The sequence below is a fragment of the Faecalibacterium sp. I4-1-79 genome (genome assembly GCF_023347235.1).
Classification (GTDB): domain Bacteria; phylum Bacillota; class Clostridia; order Oscillospirales; family Ruminococcaceae; genus Faecalibacterium; species Faecalibacterium tardum.
Genome location: NZ_CP094467.1, coordinates 1,337,358 through 1,352,533 on the forward strand (window position 1 = coordinate 1,337,358; position 15,176 = coordinate 1,352,533).

Genomic DNA, 15,176 nt, shown 5'->3' on the forward strand with positions numbered 1-15,176 from the left:
GGGGCGCTTTTTGGCTTTACAGGAAGCTTTGGATTTTGGATAAGGATAAACTACTATGCCGAACGAACGACGTTATTCCAATGAACTGAATCTGGAGAGCGTGGGCATCAATCTGCCCTACAATATGCAGGCAGAGCAGAGCGTGCTGGGCGCGGTGCTGCTCAAGCCCGACACCCTGACCGATCTTGTGGAGATCCTCAAGCCGGAAATGTTCTACACCCGGCAGAACGCCCAGATCTGGACCGAGATGCTGCGCCTGTTCACCAACGACCAGACCATTGATTTTGTCACCCTGCTGGATGCGGTGGTGTCCGATGGCGTGTTCCCCAGTGCAGACGAGGCCAAGATCTACCTGACCGGTCTGGCGGAAACGGTGCCCAGCATCTCCAACGTAAAGGCCTATGCCCAGATCGTGCAGGAAAAATATCTGGTGCGTCAGCTGATGGGGGTCGCCAAGGACATCTTGCAGGACGCCGGGGACGAGCCGGACGCCGACCTTCTGCTGGAAAACGCCGAGCAGCGCATCTACGAGATCCGCTCTGGCCGCGATTCCAGCGCCTTGACCCCGCTTTCGTCCAGCATGGTGGAAACGCTGACCAACCTGCAAAAGATCAGCGGCCCGGATGCGGATAAGTACAAGGGCATCCCCACCGGGTTCCGGCTGCTGGATACCGTGCTTACCGGCCTTGGCCGCGGCGATCTGGTCATTCTGGCAGCCCGTCCCGGTATGGGCAAAACCAGCTTTGCGCTGAACATCGCCACCCGCGTGGCCATGCAGCAAAAGGTGCCGGTGGCCATTTTCAGTCTGGAAATGACCAAGGAGCAGCTGACCAACCGTATCCTCTCGTCGGAGGCCGGTATCGACAGTCAGGCCTTCCGTACCGGTGCGCTGCGTGCCGAGGACTGGGAGTATCTGGCGCTGGCCACCGAAAAGCTGCACGATGCACCGATCTATATGGACGATACCTCCGGCATCACCATCACCGAGATGAAGGCCAAGATCCGCCGGGTGAATCAGGACCCTGCCCGCCCCAACGTGGGCCTGATCGTCATCGACTATCTGCAGCTGATGACCACCGGCCAGCGCAGCGAGAACCGCGTGCAGGAGATCAGCTCCATCACCCGTAACCTGAAGATCATGGCCAAGGAGCTGAACGTGCCCATCATCGCGTTGAGCCAGCTGTCCCGTGCGGTGGAAAAGCAGGGCAACAACTCCAGCCATCGCCCGCAGCTTTCTGACCTGCGCGACTCCGGTTCCATCGAGCAGGACGCAGACTGCGTTCTGTTTTTGTACCGCGATTCCTACTACGCCAGCCAGAACCCGGACGGCGCTGAGGTGGATGCTGATACCGCCGAGTGTATCGTGGCAAAGAACCGTCACGGCGAGACCAGCACTGTGCCGCTGGGCTGGGATGGTGCCCACACCCGCTTTATGGATGTGGACTTCAAACGCTGATGGATGCCGCGATCCTTGCCCGGGTGGAGGATTTCTGCACCCGGGAGGGGCTTTTGCAGCCCGGCGCACCGCAGCATCTGGCAGCAGCAGTCTCCGGCGGGGCGGACAGCATGGCGCTGCTGCTCTTGCTGCGGCAATTGCAGCCGAGGTTCGGCTATACGCTTTCTGCCTGCCATGTGAACCACGGTCTGCGCGGGCAGAGCGCCGACCGGGACGAGGCCTTTGTGCGGGCAGAATGCGCCCGTCTGGGCGTGCCGCTGCGGGTGTTCCATGCGGCAGAGCTGACCCCGCCCCCGGCACACGCCGGGGAGGACTGGGCGCGCCGTCTGCGCTACACGGCCTTTGCACAGCTGCAAGGGCAGGGGATAGATGCCATCGCTACGGCCCATACTGCAAATGACCAAGCCGAAACGCTGCTGCTGCGGCTGGCACGCGGTACCGGGCTGCACGGTGCGGGCGGCATCCGGCCAAGGCGCGGGTGCTACCTGCGCCCGCTGCTCTGCCTGAGCCGCGCCGAGACCGAGGCTGTCTGTCGGGCAGCAGGACAGCCGTGGGTCACCGACGAGACCAACGACACCGATGCCTACGCCCGCAATCGGCTGCGCCACAGCGCCCTGCCTGCGCTGGAAAGCACCAACGCGGCAGCGGTGCAGAATCTGGCACGGTTCTGTGAAAAGGCCGCGCGGGCAGATGCCTACCTTGCCGCCGGGGCTGCAAAGCTTCTGGCGGCGGCACGCCTGCCCGGCGCAGAACCGGCGTGGCAGCTGGCACCTTTGCAGTCGGCAGACCCATTGCTGCTGGAGACCGCGCTGCATAGCCTTGTGGCTCCGGTGCGGGACGCAGAGGAAAAATATGTGCAGCTGCTGTGCGCCGTGGTGCGGCAGGGCAGCGGCGCAGTACAGCTGACTGGACAGGTACGCTTTTGCGCCGGGAACGGCTGTCTGCGGCAGGAAACGCTGCCGGACGCGCTGCCCGAGCAGCCGGAGAACCTGCCGCCGCAGCTGCCCTTTTTGCCCCAAAAACAGCCGGAATTCCGGCTGCGCGGGGGCTGGAAAGGGAAAGCAGAGCTGTTAAAAGCCGATTTTGAAGAAAAAATACAAGTCGTTCATAAAAAAGACTTAAAAAATCGGGCGGATTATGCTAGAATAACTACGTTGTACACTGGCCTTGTGCTGCGTGCCCGACAGCCGGGAGACCGCTTCCGGCCTGCGGGGCGGGGCTTGAGCAAGCCGCTGCGTAAGTGGATGAACGAGGCCGGTGTCCCGAACGAACTGCGGGATACGCTGCCGCTGCTTGCCAGCGGAAGCGAAATTTTATGGGTGTGTGGAGAAGGCTTTGCCGATGGCCTTGCACCGGACACGGAAAGCAGATGGATCCTGCACTTGGATGCAGAGATCGAAACACAGGAGGAAAAAACAAATGAGTATGCACGATGATATCAAGACCGTTCTGGTCAGCGAAGAGCAGCTGAAGGCCAAGGTGGCAGAGCTGGGTGCTCAGATCAGCCGGGACTATGCCGGTAAAAATCTGGTGCTGGTGTCCATCCTCAAGGGCTCGGTGGTCTTTATGGCCGACCTGATGCGGGCTGTGAGCATCCCCTGCAATATCGACTTTATGGTGGTCTCCAGCTACGGCGGCAGCAACACCACCTCCAGCGGTCTGGTCAAGATCATCAAGGATCTGGACGGTGATCTGTCCGGCAAGGATGTGCTGATCGTGGAGGACATTCTGGACACCGGTGTCACTCTGTCCAACCTTGTGCCCATGCTCAAGATGCGCAACCCGAACTCCGTTAAGATCTGCACCATCCTTGATAAGCCCAGCCGCCGCAAGGCCGACATCCAGCCGGATTACGAGGGTTTTCAGGTGCCGGACGAGTTCGTGGTGGGCTACGGTCTGGACTACGATGAAAAATACCGCAACCTGCCCTATGTCGGCGTGCTGAAACCCGAGGTCTACACGAAGTAACGTGTCCATTATAAAAATCCAGAACTGGAGTTGATTTTTTTGCAACCGAAGAAACCCCGTTTCAATCCGCTGGTGATCGCCATTGTGCTGGCAGCCGTGCTGATGGTGTGGTCGGTGCTGGGCGGCACCGGCGGCAGCGCCAGCGGCTCCTCTATGGCATATTCCACGGTGGTACACTATTTTGAGAGCAATCAGGTCACCAAATTCTCGCTGGATCTGAACACCGGCGTGATCACCATGACCCTGAAGGAGGGCGCACAGGAGCTGCCCAACGCTGCCGAGCAGAGCACTGCCCAGTCCACGGGCGGGCTGCTTTCCGGTCTGCTGTCCTCCTCTTCCTCTGCCCCCACCGGGGTAAAGAAGAACGAGGACGGCACCGAGACAGTCAGTTATAAGCTGCCCTACGCCCGGATGTTCGTGGACCATGTGTCGGACTACATCGCCCAGTACGATGCAGCCAACCCCGATGCGCCCATGGTGTACGACTATGTGCCCGCCAAGGAGACCATCCCCTGGATGGAAATCCTGTTCTATCTGGCTATGCTGGGCTGCACCGGCTTTTTGCTGTTCTCCATGATGCGCGGCGGTGCTGGTGGCGGCGGCATCATGAACGTGGGCAAGGCCAAGGTAAAGGACGAGCACGAGAACAAAAAGACTGCCACCTTTGCCGATGTGGCCGGTGAGGACGAGGAAAAAGAGGAGCTCAAGGAAGTTGTGGAGTTCCTCAAGAGCCCGGATAAGTTCAATACGCTGGGTGCCCGCATCCCGCATGGCGTGCTGCTGGTGGGCCCTCCGGGTACCGGTAAGACCCTGCTGGCGCGTGCCTGTGCAGGTGAGGCCGGGGTGCCCTTCTACTCCATCTCCGGCTCTGACTTTGTGGAAATGTATGTCGGCGTGGGCGCATCCCGTGTGCGTGACCTGTTCGATAAGGCCAAAAAGACCATGCCTTGCATCATCTTTATTGATGAGATCGATGCCGTGGGTCGTCAGCGCGGCGCAGGTCTGGGCGGCGGTCACGATGAGCGCGAGCAGACTTTGAACCAGCTGTTGGTGGAGATGGACGGCTTTGAAGCCAACGACGGCATCATCGTCATGGCTGCCACCAACCGTGCTGATATTCTGGATAAGGCACTGCTGCGTCCCGGCCGCTTTGACCGTCAGGTCTATGTGGGTCTGCCAGATGTCAGGGGACGCGAGGAGATCCTGAAGGTGCATACCCGCAACAAGCCCCTTGCACCGGACGTCTCCCTGAAGGTCATTGCCCAGCGCACTGCCGGTTTTGCCGGTGCAGACCTTGAGAACCTTGTCAACGAAGCCGCGCTGCTGGCTGCCCGCCGCAACCGCAAGGCCATTACCATGGAGGATATCGAGGAAGCTTCCATGAAGGTGATGGCAGGCCCTGAGAAGAAGAGCCGCGTGGTCACCCCGGAGGAGAAAAAACTCACCGCCTACCACGAGGCCGGTCACGCAGTAGCAGGCTTCTACTGCAAGCACCACCCCCGCGTGCACGAGATCACCATCATCCCGCGCGGTCAGGCTGGCGGCTATACCATGTATCTGCCCGAGAAGGACCGCAGCTATGTGACCAAGGGCGAGATGTTTGAGGACATCGTGTCCAGCTTGGGCGGCCGCGTGGCCGAGCAGCTGATCTTGGAGGACATCTCCACCGGTGCCTCCAACGACCTGCAGCAGGCTACCAACATCGCACGCCAGATGATCACCCGCTACGGCTTCTCCGAGCGTCTGGGCCCTGTGGTCTACGGTACCTCGCAGGAGGAGACCTTCCTTGGCCGCGACTTTGGTCAGGGCAAGGGTTACAGCGAGACCACCGCTGCCGAGATCGACAGCGAGACCCGTGATATCATCGATGAGGCTTACGAGACCTGCCGCCGCACCCTGACGGAGCACATCGACCAGCTCCATGCGCTGGCCAAGGCTCTGATGGAGCGCGAAAAGCTCAACGAGGAGCAGTTCAACACCATTATGGCCGGCGGCACTCTGCCCCCCTGCGAGGATGCAAAGCCTGAGCAGGCGCAGCCCGACCAGACCGTGCAGCCTGCCCCGGTGCAGCCCGCAGAGCCTGCGGAAACTGCTGAGCGTGCCGAACCCGCCGAGCAGGCCGAGCCTGCCCAGCCGGAAGCGCCGCAGCCAGACGCCCCGGAGCAGCAGGACTAAGCTTTTTTAAGAAAAGGAGCGAACATCGTGGAGGAAAATTTTAACCCGGTCGCCCAGACCCGCGCAAACTACTATACCCCCGGCAGCCCGGTGCAGTTCGTCTGCGTGGAGCTGCTCAAGGGGGACGTCAGCGGCGAGCACGCTGTCTGCCTGACCTTCAAGAATATTTCCCGCGTGACCCTGACCGCACTGGAGATCCACTTCAAATGCAAAGGCGTGGACGGTGTGATCCTGTGCGAGGATAAGTTCGAGTATCGGGATCTTCAGGTAAAGCCCGGCGAGCTGTTCGGGCAGGACGATGCCGTGTTCATCACGGCAAAGGCCATCACCAGCGTGGATGTTTCGCTGTGCAATGTGTACAACGGCAAGCGTGTGGTGCATCTGGACGGTATCAAGCGTGTGCGCCTGCCCGCACCCCGCCGTCTGGCTCCAGAGCTGCAAAAGACGCTGGAAGCCCGCATGAACCGTACCGGGCTCAAGTATCAGCCGCAGGTGTTTGAAAACGGCTGGTACTGTGCCTGCGGTGCCTTCCACCCCACTGAGGAGGACACCGTTTACTGCTCGGAGTGCGGCTGCGACCGCATTCTGCTGCAGAATGCGCTGAATACCCTGTTGCAGCCCGCCGCTCCGGCAGACGAGATGGAAATGCCCCTCAGCGCCCCGGCGGCGCCCGCAGCGGACGCTGCGGTGGAGGAGCCTACCCGCATCGTGGGTGCAGCCCCCATCGCCCCGGCAGCGCCCGTAGAGGAGCCCACCCGGGTCATGGGCGCAGCGGCTTACCAGCCGAAGGCTGCCCCCGTCCAGCCCATCTCGGAGCCTACCCGTGTGCTGGACGCCGCTGCCCGCGCACCGATTTCCGACGTTGCTGCGGCAGACGAGGGCACCCGCGTGATGCCCGCCGCTGCCCGCCGTCCGGCACCGGCTCCGGTGCGTCAGCCCGCGCCTGTGGAGGACGATGACGAGGAGTACGAGGACAGCCGGGACAGCGTGGCAGAAGCGCTGATCCGCTGGGTGCCGCCCATTACGGCCATCCTGTGTGCAGCTATCGCACTGTGCGGCTTTGTGTACTACCAGTTCGTGCTGTAAAATAAGATTCATCCCGGCGGAGGGGGCAGCGTGCCTTCTCCGCCTTTTGTGTGCATTGCACAGAAAGGAAATGCCATGCCGGAACAAGCTTTACAGGTGGCTTTTGAAATCAAGACCGTCTGCGATGAGATCAGCCGCCGCCTGCTGCGCTGGCACTGGGAGCGCAAGCCTGGGGCGCACAGTCTGGACGCGCTGCTGGAGCATATTGCCGCCCGCAAGCAGGAAAGCCCGGATTATTATGACCGTATGCCGGATCTTACCGGCAAGACCAGCTGGCAGCAGCTGGACACTACCCTGTGTATGCGGGTGCTGCTGGACCCGGAGACTGATGCCGCCCGCCCGCTGGACTTGCTGGGCAACACGGCGCACCCCTCTGCCGCCCGCCATGCCTGCAACGCCATCCGCACCGCCCGCAACGAAGCTGCCCACGCGGCAGTTGCAGCAGACGGCGCACAGGCGGCGCTGCTGTTCAACGAAGCCATCGAGGCGCTGGAAGAGGGCTACGCCGGTACCGCCTTTAAGGAGAACGAGCTGGCGCAGTATTACCGCGAGGCAGAGGACTACCTGAACCGCTGCAGCGAGGGCAAACCCCTCAAAGTGCGTCAGAGCAGCCCGCAGAACGCACAGCAGGGAAAAGCCGCCGCCCGCACAAAGCCCCGCAATCCCCAGACTGTCCGCAGCACCAAAAGCACTGGCGGGCGGCAGAGCACCTCTGCCCGCAGCCGCAGCACCGGTACAAAGCAGAGCCGCGGCACAGCCTCCCGCAGCAAAAAGCAGCAGACCGGCGGCGAGAGCAGGGTGGCACTGGGCATTATTCTGGCAGCGCTGGTGCTGGGGCTTATCGCACGCGCCATCAGCATGGGTTTGCTGTAAATGCAACATTTTTTGCAAATCTGGAGGTAAATTGGAAAGCGAAAACGGCTGCGTTGTACAAAACAACCAAAAAAGTAGCGGATAGCCACGCAGAAAAACGGTCATTGCACCTCTTGCGGGAAATATGAAACGGATTTATAATAAGCATGAAAACGTTTACACATTACCGCAGGAGAGGGAACGGAGAAAAACCCTATGACCATCAGTGATATTGCAAAGCTGGCAGGCGTTTCCAGTGCTGCGGTCAGCCGCTATTTGAACGGCGGCCCTCTCAGCGAGCAGAAGCGTGCCGTGATACAAGCCGTAGTGGAGCAGACCGGTTACAGCCCGGACACTGCCGCCCAGACCCTGCGCACCGGCAAGGTGCGTCAGGTGGGGGTCATTGTGCCCAGCATCAGCTCCCAGTCGGTGGGGCAGATCACCAGCGGCATTGCAACCGAGCTGGGCGCAAGCCGCTACCTGATGCTGCTGGCTGACACCCAGCTGGACGAGCAGATGGAGCTGGAATATCTTACAGCATTGCAGCGCAACCACGTGGCCGGGATCATTCTGCTGGGCTACGATTCCAGCCCGCAGCTGTGCAAGGCGCTGAAAGACTGCCGTGTGCCTGTGGTAGTAACAGGGCAGCGCTTTGCAGACCTGCCCTGCGTTTATAACGACGACCGCTCTGCTGCCCGCGACCTGACCCGGAAGATGCTGGAGCATGGCCGCAAAAATATCGTGTACATCGGCGGCAGCGAGCAGGACGCCGCCACCGGCATTGCCCGCCGTCAGGGTGTGCAGGATGCACTGCGGGAGGCCGGACTGAACGCAGATGGTCTGCCCCGCGCTTACTGCGCCGCCTTTTCCATGGAAGAGGGACACCGCTGCATGGAGGAGCTGTTGGCGCGCTGCCCGCAGCTGGACGGTGTGATCTGTGTGACCGACACCGTGGCCTTTGGCGCTTTGCAGGTGCTGCGCGCTGCCGGGCGCAGGGTAGGGGAGGATGTCGGCCTTGCAGGCATCGGAGATAACTGGGCGAGCAAGGTAGTGCAGCCCGGCTTGACCACCATCCGCTTCTACCAAAAGCAGGTAGGGCAGGAGGCCGCCCGGATGCTGCTGCAAAGCCTGGAGCATACCGGGCCGGACGCTGCGCCGGTGCGCCAGACCACGCTGGGCTATACGCTGGTAGAGCGCGGCTCGCTGTAAAAAAGAGGAACAAATGAAACAAAAACTGATCTTTTTAGATATCGATGGCACTCTGCTGCCCCCGGGCGAGATGCTGATCCCCCAAAGCACGGTGGAAGCGCTGCGCAAGGCACACGCCAACGGCCATAAACTGTTTTTGTGCACCGGACGCAACCTGCGCATGACCCAGCCATTGCTGGACTATGGCTTTGATGGCGCGGTATGCAGTGCCGGCGGTTATGTGTTCTGCGGGGATAAGGTGCTGGTAGACCTGCCTATGGAGCCGCAGCTGGCAAAGGACGTGCGCAGCGCCATGGAGCGCCACGGTGTAGAATGTACGCTGGAAGCGCGGGACGCCACCTACGGCAGCCTGAAGATGATAGAGCGCTGGAGCTTTACCCACCGGGATGCAGGCCCTCTGAACAGCGAAGCCGCCCGCTGGCGCAAGGCCATGGAGGACGGCATGACCATCAGTCCACTGGCTGATTACAAGGGTGAACCGCTGTATAAGATCGTGTATATTGCGGAGCACAGCAAGGACTTGGACGAGGCCAAGCGCCTGTACGAGGACAGATTCGTGTTCTGCGAGAGCAAGCTGGACAGTTTGGACGGCGGCTATGTGAATGGTGAACTCATCAACCGTAAATTTGACAAAGGACGCGGCATCAAGGCCGTCTGCGACTATCTCGGTGTGCCCCTGCAGGACAGCATCGGCTTTGGCGACAGCGACAACGATCTGCAAATGACCGATGTGGTCGGCATCAGTGTCTGTATGGCCGACGGCTCTGCAAGCCTGAAGCAGCGCTGCGACCGCATTGCTCCCTCGGTGTATGAGGACGGCATTGCTAAGGAGTTTGCAGCCTTGGGGCTGATTTGATCGTTTTAGATATAGAAGCCATTTCCAATTGAAACCCTTTTCCTGTGAAAGAACAATCCCGAAAAGTCCGCAGACTTTCCGGGATTGTTCTTTAATAATAAAATTCCTATTGACATGGCCAGAGCGGAAGCGGAGGCCATTCAAAATCGTTTTGCAATGAAAAGGAGCACCGCACAAAAAACTGTGCGGTGCTCCTTTTGGTTCATAAATCAGTAGTGCAGATCCTCTGCGGTCAGCGCTTCCAGCACGGGCAGCATAGCAGCGGCCTCGGCCTTGGCAGTGGGCAGATCCATATCGCGGTAGTTGCCGCACTCCACCTCGCTGGCACCGGGCACAGCGCCCTCAAAATCGGCCATAAAGCGGTAGGCGTCCACCGTCAGCTGCAATGCCTGCGCCGGGGTCAGCCCCCGGGTCAGCAGGTAAAAACCGGTGCGGCAGCCCATGGGGCCAACATAGATCACCCCGTCCTTCACGGCACTGTTGCGTGCATAGGTTGCAAACAGGTGCTCCAGCGTGTGGGCAGCGGCGGTGCTCAGGTAATCGCCCTGATTGGGCTTTTTCATGCGGATGTCCCAGGTGAGCACATCGCCGTCCTGACGGCTCAGGTACATTCCGCGCTCCAGCCGGGTGTGATCTACGCAAAAGCTTGCGATACGTTCCATACTACAGTTCTCCTTTATCAGCCCTGCAGGCGCTGCACACTGCCGTGTGCGCAGTCCACAGCCACCATCAGACCATCGCGGATGTGGCTGGTAGCACCGGCGGCACCCACAACGGTGGGCTTCAGCAGTGCCTTGCCGGCAATAGCGGCGTGGCTGTTCAGGCCGGGCTCCTCTACCACCAGAGCGGCAGCATCGCGTACAAAGCTCAGCATCTCGTTGCTGGTGGAGGGCACCACCAGCACCATGCCGGGCTTGAACTTGGCACGCACCTCGTCCATGGTGCGGCAGACGCAGGCCTTGCCGCTGGCAACATCGTTGTTCTCGGGGCCGACACCCACGCCGGTAGCCAGACAGTTGCCCACCATGTGGATCTTGATCATGTTGGTGGTGCCGGAAACGCCAACGGGCACGCCTGCGGTCACAACAGCCAGCTCGCCGTTGTGCAGGTAGCCGTTCTCCTTGGCCAGAGCAGTGGACATCTCGATCAGCTCATCGGTGCTGTGTGCCAGAGACATCATCAGCGGAGTGATGCCCCAACTCAGGGACAGCTGACGCTGCACCTGCTCGCGCATGACGCAGGCAATAATGGGCTGCTGCGGGCGGTACTTGCTCAGCAGGCGGGCGGTAGTGCCGGACTCGGACACGGTAACGATGGCGGCGGCGTTCACATCCCGTGCGGTCAGGCAGGCAGCATGGGCGGTAGCGTCAGAGACGCTGATCTTGCCGGGGTTGGAATCCATCATGCGGCCGCGCAGATGGAAACCTTCCTGCTCGGTGCGCTCAGCAATGGCGGACATGGTCTTGAGTGCCTCCACGGGGTAGGCACCGGCAGCGGTCTCACCGGACAGCATAATGGCAGAGGTGCCGTCGTAGATGGCGTTTGCCACGTCCGAGATCTCGGCGCGGGTGGGGCGGGGGTTCACTATCATGCTGTCCAGCATCTGGGTAGCGGTGACGATGGGCTTGCCGAAGGAGAAGGAGCGGTCGATAATAGTCTTCTGGATGCCGGGCAGCTCGGTGAAGTCGATCTCCACGCCCAGATCGCCACGGGCCACCATCACGGCGTCGGCAGCAGCCAGAATGCTGTCGATGTTGTTCACGCCCTCGCGGTTCTCGATCTTTGCAATGATGCGGATGTTGGAATCGTACTGGTTCAGCAGGTTGCGGATATCGTACACGTCCTGTGCGGTGCGCACAAAGGAGGCGGCGATGAAATCGTAACCCTGCTGGATGCCGAAGATGATGTCATCCTTATCGCGCTGGCTCATATACGGCATAGACAGGTGCACGCCGGGCACGTTGACGCCCTTCTTGTTCTTGATCTTGCCGCTATTCAGTACGGTGCAGACGATGTCGGTGTCGTTCACGGTCTGGATCTGCAGCTTGATCAGACCGTCGTCCAGCATGATGGTGCCGTTCGGCTCCACGTCCATGGGCAGATCTTTGTAGGTGATGGAGCAGATCTCGTTGGTGCCCTCCACATCGCGGGTGGTCAGGGTAAAGGTCTGGCCGGCAACCAGATTCTCAACGCCGTTCTTGAAGTCCTTCAGGCGAATCTCGGGGCCCTTGGTGTCCAGCAGTGCAGCCACGGGCTTGCCCAGCTCCTCGCGCAGAGCCTTCAGCTTTTCAAGGCGGCCCAGATGCTCCTCGTGGGAACCGTGGGAAAAATTGAAGCGGGCCACGTTCATGCCGTTGGCAATCAGATCGCGCAGCACGCCTTCCTTATCGGTGGAAGGGCCAAGGGTGCAAATAATTTTCGTCTTTCTCATGCAATATACCTCCGTCAACTCTCTCTTACCTATATCCGGCACAGCATCCCTGCAGGCTGCTGTGTATGACCAATGGGAGTAAAAACTCCCGGTACAGCGGGTCGGTTTATATGGCAGAGTGGGAAAACCCAAAACTCTACCACCTATTATTATAATCATTCCGGTGCAAGAGAGCAAGAGGAATTTTTGCTTGAATACAAGTTTTTGCATCTGCTGATGCCCAAAGAAAAGATTGTAAAACTTTTAACGATGCGCCGCAGCTTTCTGCGTGCTGTCTGACAGGAAAAACTGCTGCAAAACGCAAAAACTGATAAGACCGCACAAGGCCGCTGCCCCTTGCATCCGAGAGGCTTTTTGCTTATAATAAGGGTAATAAAGTAGTACTGTTCCGGGGTGCGCCCCGGAGAAATGGAGTGACCATTATGGAAAAACGCGTTTTTCTGATCGTTCTGGACAGCTTTGGCATTGGCGCAGAGCCGGACGCCGCTGCCTTTGGCGATGCAGGCACCAACACCCTGGGTGCCATTGCGAACCACCCCAATTTCAATTGCCCCAATCTGCGCAAGCTGGGTCTGTTCAACATTGACGGCGTGACCGCAGGGGAGAGAACGGATGCCCCGGCGGCTGCCTTTGCCCGCCTGCAGGAGCAGAGCATGGGCAAGGATACCACCATCGGCCACTGGGAGATCGCCGGTGTAGTCAGCCCGGAGCCGCTGCCCACCTTCCCCAAGGGCTTTCCGGAGGAGCTGATCCGGGAGTACGAGCAAAAAACCGGCCATAAGGTACTGTGCAACAAGCCCTATTCCGGCACGCAGGTACTGAAGGACTACGGCGAGCAGGCCATGCGGGAAAACGCCCTCATCGTCTATACCAGCGCTGACAGCGTTTTTCAGGTGGCTGCCAACGAAGAACTGGTGCCGGTGCACGAGCTGTACCGCTACTGTGAGATCGCCCGGGAAATGCTCAAGGGCAAGTACGGCGTGGGTCGTGTGATCGCCCGCCCCTTCCTTGGCAACAGCGCCGACACCTTTTACCGCACCACCAACCGTCACGACCTGAGCCTGAAGCCGCCCCGCGCCACCATGCTGGATCTGTTAAAGGATGCCGGTAAGGACGTGATCGCTGTGGGCAAGATCTACGATATTTTTGACGGCGAGGGCGTGACCGAAAAGATCAAAACCACCGGCAACACCAATGGCATAGCCTTTACCAAGGCTTTGCAGACCCGGGATTTTGAGGGTCTGGCTTTCGTGAATCTGGTAGACTTTGATATGCTCTACGGCCACCGCCGCGACGTGGCAGGCTACGCTGCCGCCGCCACCGAGTTCGACCATTTTCTGGCCGACTTCCTGCCGGGAATGCGGGAGGGTGATCTGCTTATGATCACCGCCGACCACGGCTGCGACCCCTCCTACACCAAGACCACCGACCATACCCGCGAGTATGTGCCGTATCTGGTCTGTGGCAAGGGCGTAAAGGCGGGTATGGATCTGGGCACCAAGCTGTGCTTCGGCACCATTGCCCAGACCATCTGCGAGTATCTGGAAGTGGACGCTTCCACGCTGGACGGCAAGAGCGTATGGCAGGAAATCCGGGCATAAAACGCCCCCAAAAACAGTAAGAACAGGAGCGTGAAACGATGCGTATTTATGATCTGATCGCAAAAAAGCGGGATGGCGGCACCCACACCCGGGAGGAACTGGAGGCCATTGTCAACGGCTTTGTCAGTGGGGAAGTGGCTGACTACCAGATGGCCGCATGGATGATGGCGGTGTATCTGCGCGGCATGACCAATGAGGAGACCGCCGAACTGACTGATGTGATGGCGCACAGCGGTGTGATGGTAGACCTTTCGCCCATTCCGGGCATCAAGGTGGACAAGCACTCCACCGGCGGCGTGGGCGACAAAACCACGCTGGTCATCGCACCCATCGTGGCAGCCTGCGGGGTGAAGATCGCCAAAATGAGCGGCCGGGGCCTCGGCCACACCGGCGGCACCATCGACAAGATGGAGAGCGTGCCAGGCACAAAGACCGCTCTCTCGCAGGAGGAGTTTTTTGCACAGGTGAACCAGATCGGTCTGTCGGTCATCGGACAGAGCGAGGGTATCGCTGTGGCGGATAAAAAGATGTACGCCCTGCGGGACGTTACCGCTACTGTCAGCTGCATCCCGCTGATTGCGTCCAGCATCATGTCTAAAAAGCTGGCCTCCGGTTCGGACGCCATCCTGCTGGACGTCACCACCGGCACCGGTGCTTTTATGAAAACTGTTGACCAGAGCATTGAGCTGGCGCAGCTGATGGTCGCCATCGGCACCCATCATGGCCGCCAGGTAGCTGCCATGATCACCGATATGGACACCCCGCTGGGGCACAACATCGGCAACAGTCTGGAAGTCATGGAGAGTATGGACGTGCTCAAGGGTCACGGCCCGGCAGACCTGACCGAGGTGTGCCTGCAATTGGCGGCCAACATGCTGGTACTGGCAGGCAAGGGCGATGCCGCCCACTGCCGCGCCATGGCCGAAGCTGTCATTGCGGACGGCTCTGCCTTTGAAAAGTGCAAGGAAATGTTTGCCGCACAGGGCGGCGACATCCGGGTTCTGGATGATTACAGCCTGTTTGCACAGCCCGCCGCCAGCTATGAACTGCTGGCTGAACAGGACGGCTACATCGTGGCCAACGATGCGGAAAAGATCGGTTCTGCCAGTGTGCTGCTGGGTGCAGGCCGCCAGAAAAAGGGCGACCCGCTGGATTTTGCCGCCGGCATCACTCTGCACAAAAAGCGCGGCGACTATGTGCATAAGGGCGAGAGCCTTGCCACCTTCTACGGCGCTGCGGACAAGTTTGAAGCTGCTGCCGCCGAGTACCGCAGCGGTCTTGTGTACGGCGCTGAAAAGCCGGAGGAAGCTCCGCTGGTGTACGCCCTTGTCACCAAGGACGGCGTAGAGCGGTACTGAATCTTATAGAACCTCCAAGGGGACTGCTGCACAAAGCTGTGCGGCAGTCCCTTTTTGCGTTTTCACGCTGCAATTGGCCTTTTGCACAAAAGAACTGTCGTTTTTTAAGCAATTCGCTGTATTTGCGGGGCAAACGGTAGAACTTTGCATCGGGATATGATATACTATGCTGTACTTGTATGCC

The 15,176-nt window shown here is 59.9% G+C and carries 13 protein-coding genes; 11 read left to right on the top strand and 2 right to left on the bottom strand.

Annotated elements, in window-relative coordinates:
- The first annotated feature begins 55 nt into the window (after nucleotides 1-55).
- From dnaB to MTP36_RS06675, 8 genes are all read left to right on the top strand, one after another.
- Nucleotides 56-1,456 carry a replicative DNA helicase gene (dnaB, locus tag MTP36_RS06640; RefSeq protein ID WP_055185048.1) on the top strand — a complete coding sequence of 467 codons (1,401 nt, stop codon included), beginning with the start codon at nucleotides 56-58 and terminating at the stop codon, nucleotides 1,454-1,456.
- On the top strand, nucleotides 1,456-2,892 hold the full coding sequence (gene tilS / locus MTP36_RS06645) for a tRNA lysidine(34) synthetase TilS (protein WP_249254215.1): 1,437 nt from the start codon (nucleotides 1,456-1,458) through the stop codon (nucleotides 2,890-2,892). The genes dnaB and tilS overlap by 1 nt, the downstream gene beginning before the upstream one ends.
- Nucleotides 2,876-3,424, top strand: coding sequence for a hypoxanthine phosphoribosyltransferase (gene hpt / locus MTP36_RS06650; RefSeq protein ID WP_055185051.1), 549 nt, complete (start codon nucleotides 2,876-2,878; stop codon nucleotides 3,422-3,424). The genes tilS and hpt overlap by 17 nt, the downstream gene beginning before the upstream one ends.
- 30 nt (nucleotides 3,425-3,454) lie before the next feature.
- Nucleotides 3,455-5,599, top strand: a complete 2,145-nt coding sequence (ftsH, locus tag MTP36_RS06655) for an ATP-dependent zinc metalloprotease FtsH (RefSeq protein WP_249254217.1) — start codon at nucleotides 3,455-3,457, stop codon at nucleotides 5,597-5,599.
- Between the two features lie 27 nt (nucleotides 5,600-5,626).
- Complete coding sequence (locus tag MTP36_RS06660; RefSeq protein ID WP_249254218.1) at nucleotides 5,627-6,685, top strand: hypothetical protein; 1,059 nt, start codon at nucleotides 5,627-5,629, stop codon at nucleotides 6,683-6,685.
- Between the two features lie 75 nt (nucleotides 6,686-6,760).
- Nucleotides 6,761-7,558: a hypothetical protein gene (locus MTP36_RS06665; RefSeq protein WP_249254219.1), complete on the top strand. Its 798-nt coding sequence runs from the start codon at nucleotides 6,761-6,763 to the stop codon at nucleotides 7,556-7,558.
- A 195-nt stretch (nucleotides 7,559-7,753) separates the two neighbouring features.
- Nucleotides 7,754-8,746: a LacI family DNA-binding transcriptional regulator gene (locus MTP36_RS06670; RefSeq protein WP_249254220.1), complete on the top strand. Its 993-nt coding sequence runs from the start codon at nucleotides 7,754-7,756 to the stop codon at nucleotides 8,744-8,746.
- A gap of 13 nt (nucleotides 8,747-8,759) precedes the next feature.
- Nucleotides 8,760-9,602: an HAD family hydrolase gene (locus MTP36_RS06675; RefSeq protein WP_249254221.1), complete on the top strand. Its 843-nt coding sequence runs from the start codon at nucleotides 8,760-8,762 to the stop codon at nucleotides 9,600-9,602.
- A 209-nt stretch (nucleotides 9,603-9,811) separates the two neighbouring features.
- Here the strand turns inward: MTP36_RS06675 and MTP36_RS06680 are convergent, their stop codons facing one another.
- Both MTP36_RS06680 and pyk read right to left on the bottom strand, forming a co-directional pair.
- Nucleotides 9,812-10,264, bottom strand: coding sequence for an S-ribosylhomocysteine lyase (locus MTP36_RS06680; protein ID WP_249254223.1), 453 nt, complete (start codon nucleotides 10,262-10,264; stop codon nucleotides 9,812-9,814).
- Nucleotides 10,265-10,281: 17 nt separating this feature from the next.
- Nucleotides 10,282-12,033: a pyruvate kinase gene (pyk, locus tag MTP36_RS06685; protein WP_249254224.1), complete on the bottom strand. Its 1,752-nt coding sequence runs from the start codon at nucleotides 12,031-12,033 to the stop codon at nucleotides 10,282-10,284.
- A gap of 72 nt (nucleotides 12,034-12,105) precedes the next feature.
- Here pyk and MTP36_RS06690 point away from each other — a divergent pair, with 72 nt between their 5' ends.
- The 3 genes from MTP36_RS06690 to MTP36_RS06700 all read left to right on the top strand — a co-directional run bounded on the left by MTP36_RS06690 (nucleotide 12,106) and on the right by MTP36_RS06700 (nucleotide 14,992).
- Complete coding sequence (locus tag MTP36_RS06690; RefSeq protein WP_249254225.1) at nucleotides 12,106-12,312, top strand: hypothetical protein; 207 nt, start codon at nucleotides 12,106-12,108, stop codon at nucleotides 12,310-12,312.
- Nucleotides 12,313-12,455: 143 nt separating this feature from the next.
- Nucleotides 12,456-13,634, top strand: a complete 1,179-nt coding sequence (locus MTP36_RS06695; protein ID WP_249254227.1) for a phosphopentomutase — start codon at nucleotides 12,456-12,458, stop codon at nucleotides 13,632-13,634.
- A gap of 38 nt (nucleotides 13,635-13,672) precedes the next feature.
- Complete coding sequence (locus MTP36_RS06700; RefSeq protein ID WP_249254228.1) at nucleotides 13,673-14,992, top strand: thymidine phosphorylase; 1,320 nt, start codon at nucleotides 13,673-13,675, stop codon at nucleotides 14,990-14,992.
- Nucleotides 14,993-15,176 lie beyond the last annotated feature (184 nt).